The following is a 22,178-nucleotide window of genomic DNA, read 5'->3' as shown; positions in this document are numbered from 1 at the left end:
TTTTTCAGGAAGCTTGATGAAAGGTTCATGGCAAGTTGTCGAATTCAATAAACTTGAATCTGGTGTGCATTTGGCACACAAATTCAAGCACACACCAGATCAAGCTAACAATCCAGCGTGTTCTCCAACTCCCAGGTGGAAATGTGAGCGCTATATTCATTCCACATTTGCCGCTTCAGTTTGAGATAGGCAGATGTAAAGGAATCTCCCATTGCGGCAGGAAGCACTTCGTTGGATTGGAGGAAATGTAGGGCTTCGGGAAGGCTACTGGGGAGCGATCGCACCGTCCCCGCAGGAGAGGGTTCTGTATAGGTGTTGTTATCCATTCGAGGGCCCGGATCGCGCTTGTTACGAATGCCATCCAGCCCAGCCGCAATCAGCGCAGCGGGAAGGAGATAGGGGTTCGCTGCACCATCTGGCAGCCTCAGTTCAAAGCGCCCAGCATCCGGAATTCGAATGGTATGGGTGCGGTTGTTGCCGCTGTAGCTAATGGTATTGGGCGACCACGTCGCTCCAGAGAGCGTCACTGGAGCGTTGATGCGCTTGTAGGAGTTCACTGAGGGAGCCGCGATCGCACACAACGCCTCCGCTGAGTGCAACACACCCCCAATAAATTGATAGGCCAAACTCGAAAGTCCCAGTTCCCCCTGCGGATCAAAGAACAGGTTCTCCTTACCCTCCAGATCCCAGGCAGAAATGTGGGTGTGGCAACCATTCCCTGTGAGATGAACAAAAGGTTTCGGCATGAAGGTAGCTCGCAGACCGTGTTTTTCAGCGATCGCCTTCACCATGTACTTAAAGAAAGCCTGTCGATCTGCTGTTACTAAAGCATCGGCATAGGTCCAGTTCATCTCAAACTGACCGTTGGCATCCTCGTGGTCATTCTGGTAAGCGCCCCAACCCAGCCCCAGCATCCCATCACAAATCTCGCGGATAACATCATAGCGACGCATGAGAGATTGTTGGTCATAGCAGGGTTTGCTCTGGCGATCGCGCAGGTCAGAGATCTGATGCTCGGTGCCATCCAGCAGAAAATACTCGCACTCTACCCCAGTTCGAATCCGAAAGCCCATCTCTGCCGCTTGCTGCAAGACACGCTTCAGCACCAACCGGGGAGTCTGCTCAATAGGCTGGCCGTCCACGCCGTAGAGATCCGCAGGCATCCAACCAATTTCCGGTTGCCAGGGCAACTGATAGAGCCGCTCAGGATCGGGAATCGCCAGGATATCGGGATCCGCCGGGGTCATATCCAACCAGGCTGCAAACCCGGCAAAGCCTGCTCCGCTACTGGCCATGGTGTCAATGCTTTCAGCAGGCACTAACTTAGCCCGCTGTACCCCAAACAGATCGGTAAACGAGATGAGGAAGTAGCGAATGTTGCGATCGCGTGCAATGGCAGAGAGGGAGGTGGTCATAGCGGTTCGTCAGCCAGCCGGACGTCGTAGGGATCATGGCTATTGTCAGACGCTCGCCTTTTCAAAAGTGTCCATGCTGTACACTTACCAGGACCGTTGGATTTTCTAGGAAAAAGACAGACACCGGGTGTTTTAGAAACACCCGGTGTCTAGCAGATAATAGGATTGAGAGGGCGATCGCCCGCCTCTAGCCCAACCACTCCTGAACAGCAGCACGAATAAAGGCTTCGTCCTCTGGGTTCTGGTAAGGATTTCCCGCGCGATGGCCCCAGATGGAGGGAATGGGGTGATACTTAGCCCCTGGGATTTTAGAGGCTTCAATCTGACAATCTTCGGGGGTGAAGTAAAGATCCGTCGTTCCCGGCATGACCAGGGTACGAGCCTGAATGGAGGCTAAGGCGCGCTCATAGTCGCCCTGATAGACAGGATTATGGCCCACATCACAACGTAGCCAGGTATCAATCATGGCTAGTAGATTATGGGGGTCACGTTTGCGATAACCCGGCTCCCAGGCGCGATCGATGTAATCTTCTACGGAGTCATAGCCTAGCCGCCGATGCCAGCCTTCTCGATAAAAAGCTTGGGAGGCGGCCCAGCTGGCATAAATGTGGGCAAACGCGCGATAGCCGCGATCGGGTACGGCTTCAAAACGTTCCCCATTCCAGGCCGGGTCTGCCGTCAGGGCAGCTCGCAGGCTCTGCAAAAAGATTTTATTGTGATCGGTTGTACGAGCCGTGCCGCAAAGGGCAACGATACGTTCTACCCGCTCAGGATGCAAAGCTCCCCAATGGTAGGCTTGCTGTGCTCCCATCGACCAGCCATAAACCAGAGCTAGCCGCTTGATCCCAAAAGTCTCCAAGACCTGATCCTGGGCTCGCACATTATCCCAATGGGTAAACCAGAAACCCTGCTCGCTCAGGCGACATTCTACACAGTTGCTGGGGGAACTGGACAACCCATTGCCAAACATATTGACAATAATGATGAACCAGCGTTTGGGGTCAAGAATGCCATCCGGGCGGATTAGCCAGTCAATATCGGGATGCTGTGCGCCGTAAGAGGTGGGATAGAGGATGACATTGGAGCGATCGCCCGCCAACTCTCCATAGGTCTGATAGACCACTGAGGCTTCAGGCAGCACGGCTCCGCATTGCAGCTCGAAGTTTTTCAGGGTCAAGGATTTCGACGCGTCACTCATGCTGCTGTCTGATCAAACTTCGTAACCAGGTTTCGGTGTACCGTAACATACCCTGGCTCAACATGCGCGAAGTATGGCCTCAGTTGCTCATGGGCCTGGGCCAACGCATGGAATGGAATTGACGGATATAGGTGGTGCTCTGCGTGGTAGGGCATATTCCACATCAAAAAGCGCACGGGGAATAGGGTCAGGGTCGTGCGGGTATTCGTGAGGGGATTGTCATCGTGAGTACAGCCCATGTGCTCAGACATCAAAATGGCACGTAGGATGGGTTGCCCAACCGCTAAAGGAAGCACCCAATAGAGGAAGAAAGCCCAGGGATGACCCAAAGCAACAGAAAGGGCGATCGCCCCCCCATACACCAACAGTTGCAGACGGGTTGAGCGAACCACCTCGTCATAAGAGCCTTCTGATAGGAATGGGTAATCCTGTACATGCCCCCGAGCCACTTTCACGTGGGTACGCACTTTGCCAACCCACCAGGGAATACCGCTCAGCTCCAACAGATATTCCCGCCAGTTCGTCGGTTTGGGATCGCCCAGTTCAGGGTCTTTTCCGGGGATTTGAGTAAAGCGGTGATGCCACTTGTGGTAACGCCGGTAAAACGTACCGTTGTACAAGGAAAACAACCCTGCCAGCCAACACACGGCATCATTCACTTGCAGGTTCACAAAGGCCGTTCGATGGGCGCACTCATGCAACGCTGCGAACATAGACGCAAAGGTAAAACCATAAACCACAAGTGCGGGTAGTGCCACCAGCCAATTTCCCCATTGGCTGGCCCACAAATAGCCACTGATTCCCATCACGGCCAGGTGCCCAAGCAGTTGAACCCAGCCCTTCCAATCTGACCGTTCGTTTAGCCTACTCAGCGCATCGGTCGCCAGAATTTGACGTGGATTGAAAGCAGTTGATGCTTCCACCAATTCCAATTGATTCACCGCATTACTTAACACTCGAATGCTCCAAAAAATTCAGATGATGAAGTACGAAAAATTGAGACGGAAGGACTCCAAACTGCCGTACAGCGGGCTCATCCATAACTCTAAGAGCCAGATTTCAAGCCCGGTGTAAGCCAACCTCGACAACTCGATCCTGACGGAGATGCGATCGCCCCGTTGTACTCCACACTACGAAAACTGCTGTTGTAGATTCAGGTTATTTTGGGGCAAAAAACAGGCAGTTTTACGCCCCGAAACAAGCCGAATCAGTCATACTCCGAAAGTTTCAAGCCCTTGTGGTGGAAACCTACGAAACACTTCTAACACAGGGGCTTTAAACCTTGAAAGATTTCCAAGCAAAAACGTAATACAAATTGAGTGAGGCATGCGGGATGAATGTGAGGATCTGTCCCACATTCATCCCCATACAACACAATGTGCACCTTTGCCTAGAAACAATAGAACCCTCAATTTTCTGTGAATGCACACTACATGCCCGTTCACAGAAAATTGAGGGTTTTAGGTTTTCAACTACACGTCGCATTACATACGGTTCACTTACGGCCAAAATCTGCTGGAATCTCCCCCCACTGCGACGTCTCCCATTTGAGGATACGGTTGGGATAGTCGTTGACCTGTAACCAGGCTAAGGCGCGATCGACCAGGTCAAAGATTTCCTGGTTGCGAGAGGTACGAGCGAGCGTTGTGCGCACCTCTCGCTTCTTAACCCACAGAATCGCCGTTGCAGAGTCGGTGTAAATCGGAATGGTCAATCCCTGGTTCTGCAGATAGGAAAGCCCGTGGACGATCGCCAAAAATTCCCCCAAATTATTGGTGCCTTGCGCTAACGGCCCTTTGTGGAAAATTGGCTCCTTAGTGGCTGTCCAGACACCCTGATACTCCACATTGCCAGGATTGCCTGAGCAGGCCGCATCCACACAAATACTCTCCTGAATAATCTCAGAAGGCCCTGCTGAGGAAGCTTTAGAAGCCGATCGCGAGGCCGCTGCAAAAATCGAGGGAGCTTCCCCCGCATCAAATGCCTTGATTGCCGCCTCTGCTTCAGCCCGGGTTGGATAGGACTTAAAAACGGCTCCCCGAAATCCTTTCACCTGAGCCTGACATTGAGCCCAGGTGGTAAAGATCCCGAGCTTGCGGCCTTTCATAACGGCATAATACTTCTGCGGCGGCATATAGCAGTGATAAACGAATTGGACCGGAAAACCAACACTGGGAGACACCAGCGCACAACCAAGTGTTGCAAACCTAAGAATATAAAATCATGCCTCAGGTTGTATGGAATTTGTTCAAACCTGATTGTATCTAATCCCAATTCTCTCTCAGGCAACTTTTTTAAGTGCAATATTCTATAGCCGTGAACCTGCAAATTTAAACAAACTACAGCGAGTACTGAGCACACTAAATTCTTTAAATGAAAAACCCTATACCTATTTCTAATTGGCAAAGGCTGTATCAATGGAAATTGTGGCTGACAGCCGTGAGCGCGATCGCATTCACTTATACCTCAATTTGTTTTTTTATTGCTATTCAGCAACGCTATTTTATCTACCGCCCTAAACCTGATTTGTCGATGCAACCTAATGCTTCGGCTTTCAATCTCCCCTATGAAGATGTCTAGACATCCATTCCAGAATCAGGAGAAAAATTACAGGGTTGGTGGGTTCCGGCTCCATCTCCTGAAAAACCATTTCAGTTTGTATCCAATGAGCCTCTCAATGTTCTAACCTCGCCTAAAACCATGTTGTATTTCTGCGGGGTCGGGCGCAATATCGGCGACTACAACTATCTGGCAAGAGTCGCAGCATTTCGGCAACTGGGATTTTCAGTGCTGGTCTTCGACTACCGGGGTTACGGTCGTAGTGATGGAGGTTTTCCCTATGAAGCCCAGCTTTATCAGGATGGAGAAGCCGCATGGAACTATCTTCGTTACCAACGGCATATTCCTGCTGATCAGATTGTGATTTATGGAGAATCATTGGGTGGAGCGATCGCCCTCAATCTGGCTACAAAACACCCTGATGCCAGCGGGTTGATTATGCAAAGCTCCTTCACTTCCATGAGAGAAGCGATTCAGCATAGAAAATTGCTTCAGCTATTTCCCATCAGCCTGATTCTGACAGAGCAATTCAACTCCCTTGCTAAAATTCAAGAACTAAAAATTCCAGTTTTATTTCTGCATGGAACCCGTGATTCTGTTGTGCCACCTGAAATGAGTCAGCGTTTATATGAAGCGGCTCCAGGTTCTAAGCAACTATTTTTAATCGAAGGGGGCGATCATGTCAGAATTTATGAGCCAGGACATCAGTCTTATCTAAAAGCCATTGAGAGCTTTGTAAACACTATTGATGTCCCAAACTCACATGCAAGCCAAAACCCATAGCTAAAGACATGAGGAGGTTTCTGCATAAGAATCTACCCAGGATGTTGGTGCTTTGCCCGCGAAGCGGGCAAAGCACCAACATCCTGGGGGTAATTTCATTGTTGGAAATCTCCTAAAATGGGATGAGAAACGATATCCCACCCCATTTCGTATCTCCAAGCTAAAAACCTTAAAGACCCGTGATGCGGAAGAGGAGAACCTGATTGGTTTGGCGATCGCTAAAGTTATCGTCGCTCAGCAAAATCAAACTCTGGCTACCATCCGGCAACCGTGGCCCAAGGGTCATGGCTTCCAGGTTGTCCAGTGGAAATCCTAACGTGTTGAGGTCTAAAAGCAATTGCTTGTGAATCGGTTGAATTAGACTCAAGTCCCCCTCAAACACCCTAATACTGGAAGTATCCGTGGCGTTGGCGACGGCTAACTGAAATAGCTTAGCCCCTGCCCCATTCGCCCCAAACGTCCGTTCCAGGCTCAGAAAGTGACCGCCCTGCCCCAGCACCAGTAATTCCGTCAACCCGTTGTAAAGCACTCCCGCTGGTGTGGGTTCGAGATAGTAAAGATGCTCAGCCAGTAAAGCCGGAACATTTTCACTTACCAGATAATGCAACAGCCGCAAGGGTTCGGGTGCCTCTGGTACGGTGGGTTGGTCCTGAGCCAGAGCTCCTTCAACCGCTGCAAAAATTCGGAAGGGCTCTCCATAACCATTGCTTATCGTTGTGCCCCCTGGGTCCAACGCCAGTGCTTCAAATCCCAGGTTATTGCGCACCCCCGATGGGGCCTCTTCATCGAGCTTTGGGAGGTAGCGTTGAGGCAGTGGCAAAGACGATCGCCACTCCCCCGTTTCCCGATCAAACTCCTGAATAAACGGTGGAATACCCTGACTAGTATCCCCTTCGCTGGAGATAAAGACCGTTTGCCGGGGAGACAGAGCCAATCCCTCTGGGTCAATGCTTCCGGCGGCGAAGGTCGTCCCATCCTGGTTATGTAGCGGCGTCGCTCGCTCAACGGTTATACCGCTAATGGTTGGGTGAGCAGGCTCCGTACGGTCTAATTCCATTGCCATGGTATAGAACCGGGCTGGAGCTTCACTGCTGCGATCATCGCTTAGCACCAGAAAGCGATCGCTCACCCGCTCGTAGGCGATCGCTGACAGCCCACCCACCGGCACTCCCTCAAAGGAGCTTTTGGGAATTTCATAGGTATCTAAAAGTTCCACCGCTAAAGGCAAAAACAATCGTTCTTCAGCGCTGACTCGCGGCAGGGTACACCCCGTTAGGGTCAGAAATAGGGCGAGGAGGGCGATCGCCCGTCCCCACCAGGGACGTTTGACTATCGGTAGTACGTTCATAACCTACGACCACGAAAAGCAAAAGTAGCTTATGGTTTTAACAACCTAGAGCAACCCTATCGCAATTCTGGCATCACAGATCTCAGGCATGGTTTTGAATAGCAAACCTGGGGTTTCCCATTCAAAATCATTCCGTACTTAACCCTTATGTCCGTTTACTAAAAAGCATTCTCGTTCTCAGCCCAATTGAGCCTAACAAACCTCAGTTCAGGATAGGCTGGAGTGACCGTTTTGCGATCGCTCAGCGACCACGGAAATGAGCGTTTTCGAATGCCTCGCAACAACCGACACTCGAAGATGCCCTTAACCCACACGCAGGTTAACAAAGTTTGACTGGCATCATTGCCCAGCCATCACAACCGTATGATGTTGGGTTAGTTGATCAGAATGTTTCAATTGTTGCTACCACCTACAGCGCTTTTCAAGCGCTTAAAATCTGGTTGTTTTTGTAAGAGCCGCGCTCCGCGCGGCTCTTACAAAAACAACCGTAGCTAATTCAAGCGCAAAGCGCTGTAATAGAAACTCAGAATGCCATTCCACTAAGGTTTTACCGATAGTGAGTCGGGCTAGCTGATGCCTCGTTGATGATTTCAGCTTGTTTTGTGGAACTCTAGCAGCAGAATCAACGCCCTGCTTTGTCCACATCCGTGATGTGATTGCCATCTGACTAACCCCGAGCTTGACTGTCCCATGAGCGAAACGCATCCCCTGACTTATTCCTCTGAAGGCGGTTTAGTACCGTCGGGAAAGCGTCCTGGGCAAAGCTCTTCATTTCTATCAACATTCGCGCAAGATGCTCAGTTCCAAACGGCGTTGGAAGAGGAGGTCGAACGGCGGGTCACTGAACGGGTTAAAGACTTACTACTTGAGCGGGAGCAGTTACAGCGAGAAATTATTGAGCGGGAACGGGCCCTGCGAGAATGGCGCCAGGCAGACGCTACCCACCAGGAGAATCAACGCTTCATTCAACGAATTTTAGAAACCACTCCTAACCTGCTTTACCTGATTGACTTGCTTGAGGGGCGGGTTATTTTCGTGAATCGCCAGGTTACGGATATTCTGGGTTATCCCGCTCATCGCATTCAGGAAATGCAACAATCTGAGCTGATCGAGCTGATTCATCCCGAGGATCATGACACCCTGGAGCAACGGAAGCAGGCGATCGCCCAGATGCAAGACGGCGAACCCCTGGAAATGGAATTTCGCACGCAACACAGCAATGGTGAGTGGCGCTGGCTCCGGGTACGAGAAATAATTTTCGATGGCACCCCGGATGGCGAACCCTATCGGCTGCTAGGCACAGCCATTGACATTACTGAACGCAAACGGGCCAGCATCGCTCTAGAGCAAGCCAAGCAAGAAGCAGAGGAAGCCAACCAGGCTAAGAGCCATTTTCTGGCCACCATGAGCCACGAGATCCGTACCCCAATGAATGCGGTGATCGGCATGGCAGAGCTATTATTGGCGACCCCTTTGAGTCCTCAACAACGTGATTTTGTTGAAACCATCTGCTCCAGTGGGGAGACTCTGCTGACCATCATTAACGATGTATTGGATTTTTCTAAAATCGAAGCGGGCAAGCTGGAGTTAGAACAAACGCTGTTTGACCTGCAGGAGTGTGTTGAGGCGGGTATCGAACTACTGGCACCCAAAGCTGCGGAAAAAGGCTTAAGCCTGGCTTTTGTGATCAATCCTGAAGTACCGGCCCAGGTGGTGGGCGATGAAACTCGAGTGCGTCAGGTATTGGTCAATTTGCTCAGCAATGCGGTGAAGTTTACCCAAGCAGGAAGTGTAACGGTGCGCGTGGATGCCCGTGAACTATCCGGCACCCGGCTCCCTCGGTATGCCATTCGCTTTGCCGTGAAGGATACCGGTATTGGCATCCCCTCGGATCGCTTGAATCGCTTATTTCAACCTTTCTGCCAGGTCGACTCGTCCATTACCCGCAACTATGGGGGAACGGGTCTGGGCCTGGTAATCAGCCAGCGGCTCAGTGAAATGATGGGCGGGCGCGTCTGGGTCGAAAGTGAAGCGAATATTGGTTCAACCTTTTACTTTTGTGTCGTGGTAGAGGCGATCGCGGCCAAAACCGTCTCTCCCCGTGATGCAGATCCAGCTTTGACAGGCCGCCGCTTGTTAGTAGCCGATGCGAATCGGGTCAACCAGCATCATCTATTTTTACAAGCTCAGCGCTGGCAAATCGCCGCTTGTATGGTCAATTCGGGAGCAGAAGCGCTACAGCAATTGCGCGATGGGTTGGGGTTTGATGCCATTCTGGTTGATTCCCAACTGCCAGGGTTAGAGGTGTTACTGAGTGCAGCAGAGTTTCAGGAAGCGCCATCCCCTATTCCAGCGGTGTTGCTGTCCCCCATTGGGGTTCCCCTAATAGGTCGCCCTGGGGGAGACTTTCCGTGGGCCGGGCATTTGAATCAGCCTGTGAGGCGATCGCAATTCTACAGCTTGTTAGCAAATCTCTTTGGGTCAACAACAATGGCTCCTCCCCCACCGACTGACCCAACCCTATTGGCGGAGTCTATCCCCCTCCAAATCTTGGTGGCCGAGGATAACCTCGTCAACCAGAAGGTTATTTTCAAGTTGCTACAACGGTTGGGGTATGAAGCTGACATCGTATCCAATGGAGTACAAGTGCTGGAAGCATTGCAGCGAAGCACTTACGATGTCATTCTGATGGATGTACAAATGCCTGAGATGGACGGCATTACGGCAACTCGAGAAATTCATCGGATGTGGCCGCAGTGTCGACCTCGGCTGATCGCAGTGACGGCTAACGCAATGCGGGGCGATCGCGACGAATGCCTACAGGCTGGGATGGATGATTACCTGAGCAAGCCCATTCGGTTGGAACATCTCGCCAACGCCCTCAGTCAATGTCAACCTCATGTGTGCTCAATGGAGCCAGAAGCTATCATGGAAAACGCCATTGACTCGGATGCGCTAGATGCATTCCGAGATGATGTGGGGGAGGAGGCCGATGCCATTCTACTGGAGTTGATTGACTGCTACCTTCGAGAAACCCCAGCTCAAGTAGAAATGCTTCACTTGGACCGTGAGGAAAAAGAGCGCAAAACTCTCATTCGAGCCGTTCATACCCTCAAATCCAGCAGTGCCATTGTCGGAGCCATGACCTTTTCCAGGCTATGTAGAGACCTGGAGGAGGAAGCCAGCTCGCTCTCTGAGGCGTCTCTCAGCCAAAAAGTGTCTTACCTGCTCTCGGAGTATAGCCGTACCTGCCAAGCTCTGCGCCAGCTTCAACAACAACTCAGCCAACACATTCCCGGCTAGAATACCAGAGCTTCGGCATCTTCAGGACTTACGCATTTGTGTTGTAGGTGGGGTGCGAAGCACCCCACCTACAACACAAATGCGCTACGGATAGCGAACTTGCGTCAGTCCTGATCTTGTTCAGCATTGTTCACCCGCTATAGCATTGCAATCTATCAATACAAATTATTTTTAAGAAGCTAGGCGGAGCCTAGCTTCTTAAAAATAATCATCCTGGTTCTTAGAGCGTCATGCAATATGTTCTTGCAGACTAAAAAGAATAATTTACGTTGAAATAAATGCCCTCATCCTGGGCGTTTTCGCCTCGGTCAGCTAAGTCAACGAGGGGAACAGTCGCATCAACCCGGATCTGAAATTGGGAAGTCGGTTGCCACAGTAAGCCGACCCCAATTCCTGCCAGAAAAGATTGGTCAGGCGTCTCAACCGGGTTATCTGGGTCATTCCAGACAGCCCCAAAATCTACAAAGGGAGCGACCTGAAAGGTAGACGCTCCAGATTCATTACGGGCCAGAGTGATGCGATCTTCCGCTGAGATGCGGAAACCATTGTCTCCCAGACGGGCATTCTGGCGGAAGCCTCGTAGAGACTGCCCACCGCCCAAGGCTAGTTGTTCAGAAGCCAGAAGGGGGTCGGGAGTGAGTTGCAGATCGCCCTGCAAAATCAGCAAATGATTCGTACCCAGGGTTTGCACCCGTTGAATTTGGGCCAGCCAGCTAAAAAACTCTCCATCGGGGCGGCCAGAGGTCGTGGCATCCAATAAGCCAGTGCCCAGGCTGAATTGCGATCGCAACGCCCATGCCCCCTGTGGATCCCGGCGCACCAAATCTTGCCCAAACCGAAAGACCGATGTCGTGCTTTCATCCAACACCAGGTTCTCAAACAACGTCTCCCCATCGCGGTAACTAAAGCCCAGAGAGAGCGCAAATTCTTCGCGGGGCGATCGCCACAGGGGTTGCCGGAAGCTGATTTCGTATAAATCCGTGTTACCGCTAATGTCGAGCTGATCAAATTCAGGGTCAGTAATTTGAAAATCGCTGGGAGCAGCCCGCAGAGCGATCGTTCCCTCCATCGGGTTAACCGGAATCCGGTAGTTAAAATCAAATAGACTGCTGCCTCCGGTCGTGGTGCGGCGGTAGGCGGCTAATAACTCATCCCCAAATCCGGTCAGGTTACGGTAGCCCAGTTCCAGGTTCATCCGCTCTGAGCCCACACTGGCTGGAGAATAGTTATCGAGGCTGACGCTCCCCGAAAAGGGATTGGCCTCCGTCACCCGCACCGTCAGGATGCTTTGTCCTAGGCCGCTGCCCGCTCGCAGGCTGGCTTCTACGTTTTCAAATAACGGGTTGAGTCGTAACAGTCGTAGCTGATCCTCCAGGGTGAACTGGTTTAAGGGGGTACCCGCCCCCAAAGCGACTCGGCTACGAATATAGCTATCCCGAACGCGCTCGTTACCTTCAATCTCAATCGATTCCAGGCTGCCTTCAATCACTTGCACCTGGACGGTCCCATCGACCACGTCCTGGTCCACCAACACGGCTCGTGAAGTGAGATAGCCTTCATTCAAGTAAAGCTGGGTAATACGGTCAGCCACCTCCTGAAGCTCTTCCAGGGTGAGCGATCGCCCTTCAAACGACTGCACCACCTCCTGCAATTGCTCCTCTGAGAACGCCGAGCTACCCAGGACGTCGATCTGGTTTACAAAAACGGTTGGAGCGTCAGGGGCAGGGACAGGTGAGGGAGCCGGCGTTGGCGTTGGGCTGGGTTCGAGTACGGGAGTTTCTGGAGGGCTAACGGGAAGAGGTAGGGGAGCCGGTTGCAGAAATGGGTCAGATGATTCAGGTACAGGGGTGGAACCGGGAGCCGGGTTGGTAGGCAGCGGGGGATTGACCTGAGCCATGTCCCGGCGATACGTGACTGGAGATTCTTCCGTAGCGGAGGGGGAAATTGACTGTGCTGCGGCCCAAGCCAATGCAGGAGAAAGAACCAAGCCAGTGGTAACCATCCACAACCCCAATGAGGCCAACCGTAACAGTTTCACCATAAACTTTCACATCACGCCCAATCACACCACCGCCATCATAAGCAGGGAAGCTGAATTTTCCTTGAATTCCAACGAATTTTTAACCCGATAGAGCAGACCTCCTACAGGCGTCGATTTTTGAGGGCGTGAATTGTTGCGCAGCGAAGCCGCGCAACAATTCACGCAGGAGGTTTCAAAAGCTAAACAGTCCTAACCCGATGACATAGGGCGATATGGGGCGATATGCGGGAAGTAACACTTACTCCGCAACCTGAATGGCCGTTAGCGCCGCCGCATTTTACTCACCATCTTGCGGGAAAGCCGAAGTTTCAGGTCTTCGCGATCGGCCCATTCTTGTAGCAGGCGGTAAAATACTTGGCGATCGCCCGCCTGTAACACCGCCGTTTGATCGGCCGTTTCGATGGCGTAGGGGTAGCCGCCTCCCACAATGACCTCGGCTCGCACCCAGTCCAGAACCTGCTCCAGGCGCTCGTCTTCGTATAGCCAGAGCGGCATTTCCAGGCGCACGGGGTAGTTGTCACGGGTCGTTTTGAGATAGAGAAAGCCAATGCGGTCAGACTGCTCGGCGTAAGCATTGAGGATTTCGGTGCGATCGCAGCGGAACAGGGGTGTGCGATCGCCCCACTGCATTCTGAGCCGATTGATGAGCTGGGCATCATGCACTACCGTTGCTTCGGGTAGCTGATATAGCTGCCGCAGCATCAGCGTCAGGTCATCCGCGTAGGAAGTGTCAATGTAAGCTACCAGGGGCACACGGTGGCGCTCGCTGGCCCGTAATAAACTCAGCAACGATTGGATGTAAACCTTCTTGGCTTCCTCATCGAAGCGCAGAGCAAAGGTGGCTACCAGAGAACCATCCAGAAACAGCAGGCAGTTCTCAGCGTGGGGATGGGCTTCGATGTATTCCACCAGCCGTTCAATTTCCATCTGGTAGCGATGCATATTCACCATGCGATCGGCCATATCTCCCGCTTCCGTACGCAAATCCTGTGGGGTTAACACAGCAACGCGCACGTCTTTGGTGTAACCACCATCGGCCCGGTGGTGGTTCTCAAACCAGCCGATTTGCACCAGGGCAATGGGAATGGATAAATCTTTACCGGGATAAATCTGGGAGCCATCGACCGCAAAGGTTGTGACGCCGGAGAGGCGATCGCGCACCCAGGCCTGGCTATCCTCCCGGTTCTGCCACTGCAATCCTGATGTTACAATCCCGTGATCCTTCTCCTGCAAGGGTTCCAGGGGAAAGGCTCCCACTCGGCCCCCAACTCGCCGAAACAGCGCCATCCGTTCCTTGTCTGAAAGCGAAACAAAGTCTTTTAAGGAGGATAAGTATTGGTCAACCTGCCCGACGGCCACCTGGTTGAATTGGGAAAACTCGTCCCGTCTAGCGTTCAGTAATTCCAGAATGCGAGAAGGCTGGAGGGGCATTGGGGATCCTTATACAGAAGCGAGAAAACGAGAGCCGTGGGGGGAAATAAACACGTACTATCAGGGATTTTAGGACACTTAGAACTTGCTGGAAGGGTTGTTTTTTCGTACGCTTCACCCATGAAAAAAACAACTTAGGAGATTTCCAGTAATGAAATTACCCCCAGAATGTTGGTGCTTTGCCCGCGACGCGGGCAAAGCACCAACATTCTGGGTAAATTCTTATGCAGAAACCTCCTTAAAACAAGCTCTAGATAGTTGTAACAGCTTGCAACAGGGATTAAGCAAGGACACGGAAATCGAGGGAGTACAGCCGAGTTTTTTTAGAATTTTCGGGAAGAATTACGGTACTCATCGTCCTTAAAAATCGCGAGGATCAGGCCGCCCCTGGTTTGCGATCCACCGTCTATGAGTCTACCGGAAATCTTTCAGTTGGCATGGGAGCGAGAATGTGTCTTGAAAGCGGTTCATGATGAGTGGGGCCGAATTTATTGGGTTGAGAATCAACACTTCATCAGTAGGCCGTATCCATGCCTGGAGGAACTGGCCACGCTGATTCAGCGGCTACCATCGCAGCGAAGCCTGGGTACCTCGCGGCGATTTACCCCATCGCTGCGGTTAGTGCCCTTATAACAGGTGCATCTCTACTAGCCTCAGAGTTGGATTAAGGGTGTTTAGTGCCGCGCGCTAGGCGGCACTAAACACCCTTAAAACGTTTCCTACAGCTCCAGAGAGGTAAAGACCTGAAGCAGTTGATTGGCGTCCTTAAAATCTCCGACTAAGCGGCGTATTGGACGAGGATAAACCCTCACCAGGGTGGGCGTTGCAGTCACCTTATCCTGTTCAGCCTGTTCGGGGTTCTTATGAATATCGACGACTCGTAAGGTATAAGGGCGATTTAGCGATCGCTCCAAAAGCTCATGCAGATTCTTCAAAATCGTTTCCGTTGCATGAGTGTGGCCCGACACATAGAGCCGTAACACATATCCCGGTGCCGGTTCTAATGGTCTGTCTTCAGGCTCGCCCGGTTCGGCTCCGGTAAACCGCACGATCAAATCGTGGTTTTCCCAGAGTTGAGGGAACTGGGGTTGGTAACGGTCCAGAATCAGGCGATCGCAAACCCCCTCCAGCACCGGAGCCGGTTGCCATACGAGGGTGTCCGTGCTGAACACCGCATTCAGCAAAACTTGATAGCGCATCACGAGAGGATGAGCCTCAGCGTGGAGGTAAAGCTGCTGATCCTTGGGATCGCGCCAACGGTCCAATGTAGCGGTGAAGCAGGGCACCAGAAAATGGGGGGGTTCTGCCAGTCCCATAATCTCCTGGAGAAGGGCGCACAACTGAAGATGCCAGCGGCTCTTTTTATCGGGATCAATGCAATAGACCAAATCACCGCCTGGGGTGAACAAGGCTAGCCCTTTGAAGGTATCGGGGAGGCTGGGAGCAGAAAAGAAACCGGAACCCATAGGTGCGAGACATCCCCAAAACCGTGGGATTTCAATACTGTTCTATTGTGATGGAGTGCCGCCCCAGAGAGCGTGAGTTGTTGCATGGCGAACAAAAAGTTCAAATTTGCGATCGCAAGTTCAGATTCCTTAGCTCTTGCCCGAAATCTCCGTTCTTATGAAAGTTTCATCCTTCCCTCGCTAATAGAAAACCCACCCAAAGGGTGGGTTTTCTATTAGGTTGATGAGCCAATCCAATTTGGCTTACACACGACCCCGCAGAATTTGAGCCATTTCGTTGGGTTTCGGTGACATTTCCAGCGCCGTCTCCTCCGTAATCCGACCAGCTTCGTAGAGGCGGTAGAGGGATTGGTTCATGGTACACATGCCGTCAAATTCGCATCGTGGAATCAGCGCTTCTACTTCATCCAGGTCGCCCCGGCGAATGTAGTCACGAATCGCATCCGTGTTCACCATGATTTCGTGGAAGGCGGCCCGCTTTCCATCGGTGGTCCGGCAGAGACCCTGAGCCACAACGGCCACAAGGGATTCTGCGATCGCCAATCGCATGGGTTCCTGCTGATCCGGCTCATACAGACCGATGATCCGCTCGATGGTTTTCACAGCACTGTTGGTGTGCAGGGTTCCCATCACAAGGTGACCAGTTTGGGCGGCTTTCAGAGCGGTATTCACCGTTTCCTTATCCCGCATTTCCCCAACCAGAATCACATCAGGGTCTTCCCGCAGGGATGCCTTCAGAGCGCTGTCAAACTTGAGGGTATTAAGACCAACCTCGCGCTGTTTAATCAGCGACTTCCGGCTGGTGTGCACAAATTCAATCGGGTCTTCGATGGTGATGATGTGCTTGGGCATTTCCCGGTTCATATAGTCCACCATGGCGGCCATAGTGGTCGATTTACCGGAACCCGTTGGCCCCGTCACCAGGATCAAGCCCTTGTGGTAGTGGCACAGATCCCGCAGCACAGGAGGTGCCCCTAATTGATCCAGGTTGAGAATCTTGACAGGAATCAAACGCATGACCATGGCAGGCCCTCGTAACGTATCAAAGATGTTGATACGAACCCGAGAGAACTCGTACTGAGCAGCTCCGTCGAAGTCGAGGGTCTCCTGGAAGCGCTGGATTTCTTCATCGGTCAGCACCTCCTGCAGCCAGCTCATGAAAGTTTCCTTATCCGTAGGAGGATAATCGGTGGCGTCGATTTCACCCCGGTTCCGGAAACGAGGCACTTCGGACACGCCTACGTGGATGTCGGAGAAGCCCTTATCAAAAGCCTCTCGTACTAGCTGAGCCAGGGTCGGTTGCCCAGCACCCGGCTGACTCCGGTTGTTGGTGACTCGAGGAGGAGCCGCAGGACGGTGCCCCATAGGAGGAGGGGGCGCACTGGGAGGAGCCGCAGGACGTGCTGTTGGCATCGTTGCGCCCATCCCTGGTGGGGGAGCCGCGTTAACGGTAGTGGCTGGGCCTGCACTGGGACGAGCCGCAGCCCCTGCATTGGCAAAGGTCTGGGGCGGCAACTGCTGAGTTTGGCCGAGATCAGGACTCGCCATTGGGCGCGCTCCAGGCGGAGGGGGTGGAGGCGTCCGAGAAGCCATAGAGGGCGGTGGTGTGGGTGGGCGTTGTGCGTCTGTCATAAACCCCTTCTTGAAAGGCGTGGGTGGGCAACGAGAAAAAGGTATTGCAGGGCATCCAGCACCTGATTACGCAGGGTTTGGATTGAGCGACATCCATCAACTTCACAATAGAAGTCTATTATTCCACCGTTATAACGGTTGTATCAAAGGATGATGCTGTTGAAGTGTTGCGAATATGAGGAATTTTTCCTGCAACAGTGTCTTCAGCTTCCTTCCGATATCCTAAACGCTTTCGGCTTCAGAACTATTGCAAAACCCGACGGTCGTTCAGGGACTTAGCTATTTTATAGAATTCACCATTCGAAAATCGAATGGCTTCCATTAATGGACAAGTGGAAACGGCTTTTCAGATGGATGCCTCTTCAAGAATTCCCCAAAAGTCTGGCAGCACGATCATTGAGTTCTGTTCTAACGATTGTGAGGGCTTTCGGAGTATGGGATGCAATACAAAGAAATGTAATTTCTCAGGACCACGGAAGGCGTTACCTGAGGTGACTTTGGGCAAACGGCACAGAAAGAGCGTGTGCGATCGCCAGATTTCGTGATACTAGAGTTATGAGGCTAATGAGTCCTTACTACCGCTTTTCTGTAGTGATCAGGATCCAGTTTTCTCAAAATTTCGCGATAAATCAAGGCTTTAATCTTGCAGCATGGCTATAGGGGTTGCCATACTGCCGGGCGTCAGACCATTATTTCTGGCTTAGCCTTGTTACAATGCTTCACATAAGCACCCCTTAACGTAATCAAAAGTAAATCTAATTAAAACCCCAGTTGCATTAGATTGAAACATTAACAGCCCCTCAGTAGAATCCAAGGTTTGCAAGGTATTTCGGTTATGCACCTGAGTGAAATTACCCATCCCAATCAACTGCACGGACTCTCCATCCATCAACTGCAACAGATCGCTCGCCAGATTCGTGAAAAGCATCTGGAGACGGTAGCTACCTCGGGCGGTCACCTGGGACCGGGTCTGGGGGTTGTTGAGTTGACCCTGGCACTGTATCAAACCCTTGATCTGGATCATGACAAAGTAATCTGGGACGTCGGACACCAGGCCTATCCCCACAAATTGATTACAGGCCGTTATGACCGCTTCCACACACTACGGCAGAGGAATGGGGTTGCCGGATACCTCAAGCGCTGCGAAAGCGACTTTGATCACTTTGGTGCAGGCCACGCTTCTACCAGCATCTCTGCGGCCCTCGGTATGGCAGTGGCTCGGGACTTGAAAGGCGAAAACTTCAAAGTCGCCGCCGTGATTGGTGATGGTGCGCTTACGGGTGGGATGGCACTAGAAGCCATTAACCATGCCGGCCACTTACCCCACACCAATCTGCTGGTGGTGCTAAACGACAACGAGATGTCCATTTCTCCCAACGTGGGAGCGATTCCGCGCTACCTCAACAAGATGCGCCTCAGCCCGCCGATGCAGTTCCTCACGGATCGGCTGGAAGAAGAATTCAAGCACCTGCCTTTCCTGGGCGAATCTCTCTCACCGGAGTTGGCCCGCGTCAAGGAAGGGATGAAGCGTCTGGCTGTTCCCAAAGTTGGGGCTGTGTTTGAAGAACTGGGCTTCACTTACATGGGCCCGGTCGATGGTCACAACCTGGAGGAGCTGATCACCACCTTTAAGCAGGCTCACACAATCCAGGGCCCAGTGCTGGTGCATGTAGCGACGACCAAGGGTAAGGGATATGCGATCGCCGAGAAAGATCAAGTCGGCTACCACGCCCAAAATCCTTTCGATCTGGCTACCGGAAAAGCAAAACCTTCCAATAAACCCACCCCACCCAGCTACGCCAAAGTCTTCGGCCACACCCTGACTCGCCTGGCAGAAAATAACCCCAAAATTGTGGGTATCACGGCCGCTATGGCAACGGGCACCGGGCTGGATAAACTGCACCAAAAGCTGCCGAATCAGTACATTGATGTGGGTATTGCCGAGCAGCACGCTGTGACCCTGGCAGCTGGCTTAGCTTGCGAAGGCATCCGTCCTGTTGTCGCCATCTATTCCACCTTCTTGCAGCGAGCTTTTGATCAGATCGTGCATGACGTCTGCATCCAAAACCTGCCCGTGTTCTTCTGTTTAGACCGGGCTGGGGTTGTTGGTGCAGATGGTCCTACGCACCAGGGGCTTTACGACATTGCCTATCTGCGCTGCATCCCCAACATGGCTGTTATGGCTCCCAAGGATGAAGCTGAGCTGCAGCGGATGTTGGTTACTGGGGTAACCTACACGGACGGCCCTATTGCCATGCGTTACCCCCGTGGCAGCGGCTACGGTGTACCTTTGATGGAAGAGGGCTGGGAGCCTTTACCCATCGGAAAAGCTGAGCTGTTGCGACATGGTGACGATGTGCTGCTGCTGGGCTATGGCACGATGGTGAACCCAGCCATGCAAGCCGCTGAAATTCTCAGCGAACACGGCATTGAAGCAACTGTGGTAAATGCCCGCTTTGTGAAACCCCTGGATACCGAGCTCATTCTACCCCTGGCGAAGCAAATTGGCCGCGTCGTTACGGTGGAAGAAGGCTGCATTATGGGTGGTTTTGGCTCAGCGGTTGCGGAAGCACTGTTGGATGCAAATATCGCTGTTCCTGTCACTCGGATTGGGGTACCCGATATCCTGGTGGATCATGCCACTCCCGATGAGTCGTTGCAGAGCCTTGGTTTAACCGGGCCTCAGATTGCCGATCGCATTCTCAAGCAGATGCAACCCCGGCTCACGGAGAGCCTGGTGGAGCAAGCCTAGCTCATTAGCTCATCACCGTTAAATTTATAGAATTTATGGAGGGGTCTTTGGCTCCTCCATATTTTTTTGAGAAACTGAGCCCAGCAAAACGTTGCATAGCCTTACACAATCTAGCGAGGACTACATCGTTTTTGACAAGCCACACTCCGTGTGGCTTGTCAAAAATAATCTTCCTGGTTCCGCGTAGTGCTATGAGACTGGGTCGTGACGTTTCCCTGACAATCGCTATCCTTATGCCGCGTGAACGGTCTATAGTGGGCACGGGTAAGCTATGTCTTTTTTTTATTCACCGATTGAGGAATCATCATAAGGCTGGTGCAGCACAATACACTGGACCTGACCCTATTATGATTCCTCAATCGGTGGTTACGTTTGTTGCTATCTACTGCTGGCTGGTCGTTTTATGGAATCGTTAAACTCCGTTTATCCCGTGGTTTGGCAGGATGATCACCTGGTACTGATCGACCAGAGAAGCCTGCCTAAGGAATATGATTTAGTACGCATTAGTCGTAGCGATGATTTGGCGATCGCCATTAAAGAAATGATCGTCCGAGGTGCCCCCGCTATTGGTGTAGCAGCAGCTTACGGCATGGTGCTGGGAGCCCGGGAAATTAAAACCACCAACCGGGATGAGTTTCTACACCAGCTGGAAACTGTCGCCCTGAAAATCCGTGACACTCGCCCTACCGCCGTCAATTTGTTTTGGGCGATCGAACGCATGGTGAAGGTGGCCCGTCAGACCATCGGCCCTGTCGAGCATTTACGACAAACTCTGCTAGAAACTGCACAGAAGATTCAAAGCGAGGATTTGCAAACCTGTCATCAAATTGGTGACCACGGTTTAGCAGCCTTACCCCAGACTCCAGACAAGCTGAGGTTGTTGACCCACTGCAATGCTGGAGCCCTGGCTACGGCTGGCTATGGGACAGCTCTAGGCGTCGTACGTTCAGCCTGGCGTGCGGATCGACTGGAACGCCTTTATGCCGATGAAACCCGTCCTCGTTTGCAGGGCGCTAAACTAACGGCCTGGGAATGCGTGGAAGAGGGCATCCCGATCACGTTGATTACGGACAACATGGCAGCCCACTGCATGCAGCGGGGGATGATTGATGCTGTCGTGGTTGGGGCCGATCGCATTGCCGCCAATGGAGATACTGCCAATAAAATTGGCACCTATAGCGTTGCATTGGTTGCCAAAGCTCATAGCATCCCGTTTTTTGTAGCCGCTCCTTTATCAACGGTGGACTTTAACCTATCTGACGGTTCCCAAATTCCCATTGAGGAACGGGATCCGCAGGAGGTTTTCAAGATTGGCGATACGGTTATTTGTCCTGATGGCGTGTCTTTCTACAATCCCGCGTTTGATGTCACTCCGGCTAATTTGATTACGGCTTTGATTACGGAGCACGGGGCGATCGCTCCAGCTGACCTGATCAAGCTGCATTCTAAGCAGATCGTATAAATTCAGGGCTTACGCATTTAGGGTGTGTGGGGTGCTTCGCACCCCACACACCCTAAATGCTCTAAATGGAAAACTTCTGATAGCCAGCGAAAACTATGTTTGAATATTCCGTTCGTTTACATTGTGGTCTGTTCCGCTAACCAGGCCATATAAAGTGCAGAGCCAGCCTGAATGGGTAAGGCAATGATCTCTGGTACTTCATAGGAGTGTAGGGCACAAATGCGGGCTTCCAGTTCAGCAAAACGCTGTAAGTCGGTTTTGATAAAGAGTTGCCACTCGGCATCCTGCTGGACTTCGCCCTGCCAGCGGTAGGTCGATTGCACTGGAAACAGGTTGACACAGGCCGCCAATCTTTCCGAAACAAGAGCTTGGGCGATCGCCCGAGCCTCTGCCTCTGTCCCAGCCGTAACTAACACAAGCCCATAGCGGCCTTCATCCATACAGCATCCCTAGAAATAGGTCAGTTAAGGAGCCCCAAACAGGGTATCTCAAGAACCGTGTTGTTTGAACAGGACTTACGTATTTGTGTTGTGGGTGCTTCGCACCCACAACACAAATACACTACGGATAGCGGACTTGCGTAAGTCCTGTTGAAGCAACAAGGCTCGCCATTTTTCCCGCGCCTTTGATTGGGCGTGTGCGAAGCGCACAGAAGAATGACCCTCGTCATAGGTAATACCAAACAAATATGAAGCTGCGCCAAACTAGAAGAGTCCTCTTTGAGGTGATGGGCGATGACAGGACGTCCTTTTCAAGTCACGGTGACGGAGAGCCTGGAGCAGTTAGAG

Annotated in this window: 16 protein-coding genes; 5 read left to right on the top strand and 11 right to left on the bottom strand. The window is 52.1% G+C overall.

Going from position 1 to position 22,178, the window contains the following annotated elements; all coding sequences use genetic code 11:
- Positions 1 to 104: 104 nt before the first annotated feature.
- From glnT to H6F91_RS24690, 4 genes are all read right to left on the bottom strand, one after another.
- Positions 105 to 1,415: a type III glutamate--ammonia ligase gene (gene glnT / locus H6F91_RS24705; RefSeq protein WP_190770104.1), complete on the bottom strand. Its 1,311-nt coding sequence runs from the start codon at positions 1,413 to 1,415 to the stop codon at positions 105 to 107.
- 187 nt (positions 1,416 to 1,602) lie between these two features.
- A complete protein-coding gene (locus H6F91_RS24700; RefSeq protein WP_190770105.1) occupies positions 1,603 to 2,613 on the bottom strand; it encodes an alpha/beta fold hydrolase in 1,011 nt (336 codons plus the stop codon).
- The gene (locus H6F91_RS24695; protein WP_190770106.1) at positions 2,610 to 3,569 is read right to left on the bottom strand and encodes a fatty acid desaturase; all 960 of its coding nucleotides are present in this window, start codon (positions 3,567 to 3,569) and stop codon (positions 2,610 to 2,612) included. Before H6F91_RS24695 ends, H6F91_RS24700 begins: the two co-directional genes overlap by 4 nt.
- 539 nt (positions 3,570 to 4,108) lie before the next feature.
- Positions 4,109 to 4,747: a viroplasmin family protein gene (locus H6F91_RS24690; RefSeq protein ID WP_190770119.1), complete on the bottom strand. Its 639-nt coding sequence runs from the start codon at positions 4,745 to 4,747 to the stop codon at positions 4,109 to 4,111.
- A gap of 566 nt (positions 4,748 to 5,313) precedes the next feature.
- Between H6F91_RS24690 and H6F91_RS24685 the strand changes: the two genes are divergently transcribed.
- The gene (locus tag H6F91_RS24685; protein WP_199308037.1) at positions 5,314 to 5,955 is read left to right on the top strand and encodes an alpha/beta fold hydrolase; all 642 of its coding nucleotides are present in this window, start codon (positions 5,314 to 5,316) and stop codon (positions 5,953 to 5,955) included.
- Positions 5,956 to 6,124: 169 nt separating this feature from the next.
- On the opposite strand, the gene H6F91_RS24680 is transcribed toward H6F91_RS24685, so the two are convergent.
- On the bottom strand, positions 6,125 to 7,303 hold the full coding sequence (locus H6F91_RS24680) for an esterase-like activity of phytase family protein (protein WP_190770107.1): 1,179 nt from the start codon (positions 7,301 to 7,303) through the stop codon (positions 6,125 to 6,127).
- A 690-nt stretch (positions 7,304 to 7,993) separates the two neighbouring features.
- On the opposite strand from H6F91_RS24680, the gene H6F91_RS24675 reads away from it, so the two are divergent.
- On the top strand, positions 7,994 to 10,606 hold the full coding sequence (locus H6F91_RS24675; RefSeq protein WP_190770108.1) for a PAS domain-containing hybrid sensor histidine kinase/response regulator: 2,613 nt from the start codon (positions 7,994 to 7,996) through the stop codon (positions 10,604 to 10,606).
- A 250-nt stretch (positions 10,607 to 10,856) separates the two neighbouring features.
- On the opposite strand, the gene H6F91_RS24670 is transcribed toward H6F91_RS24675, so the two are convergent.
- Both H6F91_RS24670 and H6F91_RS24665 read right to left on the bottom strand, forming a co-directional pair.
- Positions 10,857 to 12,647, bottom strand: a complete 1,791-nt coding sequence (locus tag H6F91_RS24670) for a ShlB/FhaC/HecB family hemolysin secretion/activation protein (protein WP_190770109.1) — start codon at positions 12,645 to 12,647, stop codon at positions 10,857 to 10,859.
- Between the two features lie 261 nt (positions 12,648 to 12,908).
- Positions 12,909 to 14,078, bottom strand: a complete 1,170-nt coding sequence (locus H6F91_RS24665) for a DNA double-strand break repair nuclease NurA (RefSeq protein WP_190770110.1) — start codon at positions 14,076 to 14,078, stop codon at positions 12,909 to 12,911.
- 408 nt (positions 14,079 to 14,486) lie between these two features.
- Between H6F91_RS24665 and H6F91_RS24655 the strand changes: the two genes are divergently transcribed.
- Positions 14,487 to 14,711 carry a hypothetical protein gene (locus H6F91_RS24655; protein ID WP_190770112.1) on the top strand — a complete coding sequence of 75 codons (225 nt, stop codon included), beginning with the start codon at positions 14,487 to 14,489 and terminating at the stop codon, positions 14,709 to 14,711.
- Positions 14,712 to 14,797: 86 nt separating this feature from the next.
- Here the strand turns inward: H6F91_RS24655 and H6F91_RS24650 are convergent, their stop codons facing one another.
- The 3 genes from H6F91_RS24650 to H6F91_RS28055 form a co-directional block, all read right to left on the bottom strand.
- On the bottom strand, positions 14,798 to 15,544 hold the full coding sequence (locus H6F91_RS24650) for a circadian clock KaiB family protein (RefSeq protein ID WP_190770113.1): 747 nt from the start codon (positions 15,542 to 15,544) through the stop codon (positions 14,798 to 14,800).
- A gap of 243 nt (positions 15,545 to 15,787) precedes the next feature.
- Positions 15,788 to 17,092, bottom strand: coding sequence for a type IV pilus twitching motility protein PilT (locus tag H6F91_RS24645; RefSeq protein ID WP_242035962.1), 1,305 nt, complete (start codon positions 17,090 to 17,092; stop codon positions 15,788 to 15,790).
- Positions 17,079 to 17,231 carry a hypothetical protein gene (locus H6F91_RS28055; RefSeq protein ID WP_242035961.1) on the bottom strand — a complete coding sequence of 51 codons (153 nt, stop codon included), beginning with the start codon at positions 17,229 to 17,231 and terminating at the stop codon, positions 17,079 to 17,081. Before H6F91_RS28055 ends, H6F91_RS24645 begins: the two co-directional genes overlap by 14 nt.
- Before the next feature lie 780 nt (positions 17,232 to 18,011).
- Between H6F91_RS28055 and dxs the strand changes: the two genes are divergently transcribed.
- Together dxs and mtnA are read left to right on the top strand one after the other, a co-directional pair.
- Complete coding sequence (dxs, locus tag H6F91_RS24640) at positions 18,012 to 19,928, top strand: 1-deoxy-D-xylulose-5-phosphate synthase (protein WP_190770115.1); 1,917 nt, start codon at positions 18,012 to 18,014, stop codon at positions 19,926 to 19,928.
- A gap of 403 nt (positions 19,929 to 20,331) precedes the next feature.
- A complete protein-coding gene (gene mtnA, locus H6F91_RS24635) occupies positions 20,332 to 21,390 on the top strand; it encodes an S-methyl-5-thioribose-1-phosphate isomerase (protein WP_190770116.1) in 1,059 nt (352 codons plus the stop codon).
- Positions 21,391 to 21,506: 116 nt separating this feature from the next.
- Here mtnA and cutA read toward each other — a convergent pair whose 3' ends face one another.
- Positions 21,507 to 21,830: a divalent-cation tolerance protein CutA gene (gene cutA, locus H6F91_RS24630; protein ID WP_190770117.1), complete on the bottom strand. Its 324-nt coding sequence runs from the start codon at positions 21,828 to 21,830 to the stop codon at positions 21,507 to 21,509.
- Between the last annotated feature and the right edge of the window lie 348 nt (positions 21,831 to 22,178).

The organism is Leptolyngbya sp. FACHB-8 (genome assembly GCF_014695575.1).
Lineage (GTDB): Bacteria > Cyanobacteriota > Cyanobacteriia > Elainellales > Elainellaceae > Vacuolonema.
Note: the sequence above shows the minus strand (reverse complement) of the source record. Positions and strands in the feature narration are given on the sequence as shown.

Excerpts from the sequence above, each read along its gene's own strand:
- H6F91_RS24690 (WP_190770119.1), bottom strand. The coding sequence starts at position 4,747 with ATGCCGCCGCAGAAGTATTATGCCGTTATGAAAGGCCGCAAGCTCGGG.
- H6F91_RS24670 (WP_190770109.1), bottom strand. The coding sequence starts at position 12,647 with ATGGTGAAACTGTTACGGTTGGCCTCATTGGGGTTGTGGATGGTTACC.
- mtnA (WP_190770116.1), top strand. The coding sequence starts at position 20,332 with ATGGAATCGTTAAACTCCGTTTATCCCGTGGTTTGGCAGGATGATCAC.
- H6F91_RS24665 (WP_190770110.1), bottom strand. The coding sequence starts at position 14,078 with ATGCCCCTCCAGCCTTCTCGCATTCTGGAATTACTGAACGCTAGACGG.
- H6F91_RS28055 (WP_242035961.1), bottom strand. The coding sequence starts at position 17,231 with ATGCCCTGCAATACCTTTTTCTCGTTGCCCACCCACGCCTTTCAAGAA.
- H6F91_RS24685 (WP_199308037.1), top strand. The coding sequence starts at position 5,314 with ATGTTGTATTTCTGCGGGGTCGGGCGCAATATCGGCGACTACAACTAT.
- H6F91_RS24650 (WP_190770113.1), bottom strand. The coding sequence starts at position 15,544 with ATGGGTTCCGGTTTCTTTTCTGCTCCCAGCCTCCCCGATACCTTCAAA.
- H6F91_RS24680 (WP_190770107.1), bottom strand. The coding sequence starts at position 7,303 with ATGAACGTACTACCGATAGTCAAACGTCCCTGGTGGGGACGGGCGATC.
- H6F91_RS24645 (WP_242035962.1), bottom strand. The coding sequence starts at position 17,092 with ATGGCGAGTCCTGATCTCGGCCAAACTCAGCAGTTGCCGCCCCAGACC.
- H6F91_RS24655 (WP_190770112.1), top strand. The coding sequence starts at position 14,487 with ATGAGTCTACCGGAAATCTTTCAGTTGGCATGGGAGCGAGAATGTGTC.
- cutA (WP_190770117.1), bottom strand. The coding sequence starts at position 21,830 with ATGGATGAAGGCCGCTATGGGCTTGTGTTAGTTACGGCTGGGACAGAG.
- H6F91_RS24675 (WP_190770108.1), top strand. The coding sequence starts at position 7,994 with ATGAGCGAAACGCATCCCCTGACTTATTCCTCTGAAGGCGGTTTAGTA.
- dxs (WP_190770115.1), top strand. The coding sequence starts at position 18,012 with ATGCACCTGAGTGAAATTACCCATCCCAATCAACTGCACGGACTCTCC.
- glnT (WP_190770104.1), bottom strand. The coding sequence starts at position 1,415 with ATGACCACCTCCCTCTCTGCCATTGCACGCGATCGCAACATTCGCTAC.
- H6F91_RS24700 (WP_190770105.1), bottom strand. The coding sequence starts at position 2,613 with ATGAGTGACGCGTCGAAATCCTTGACCCTGAAAAACTTCGAGCTGCAA.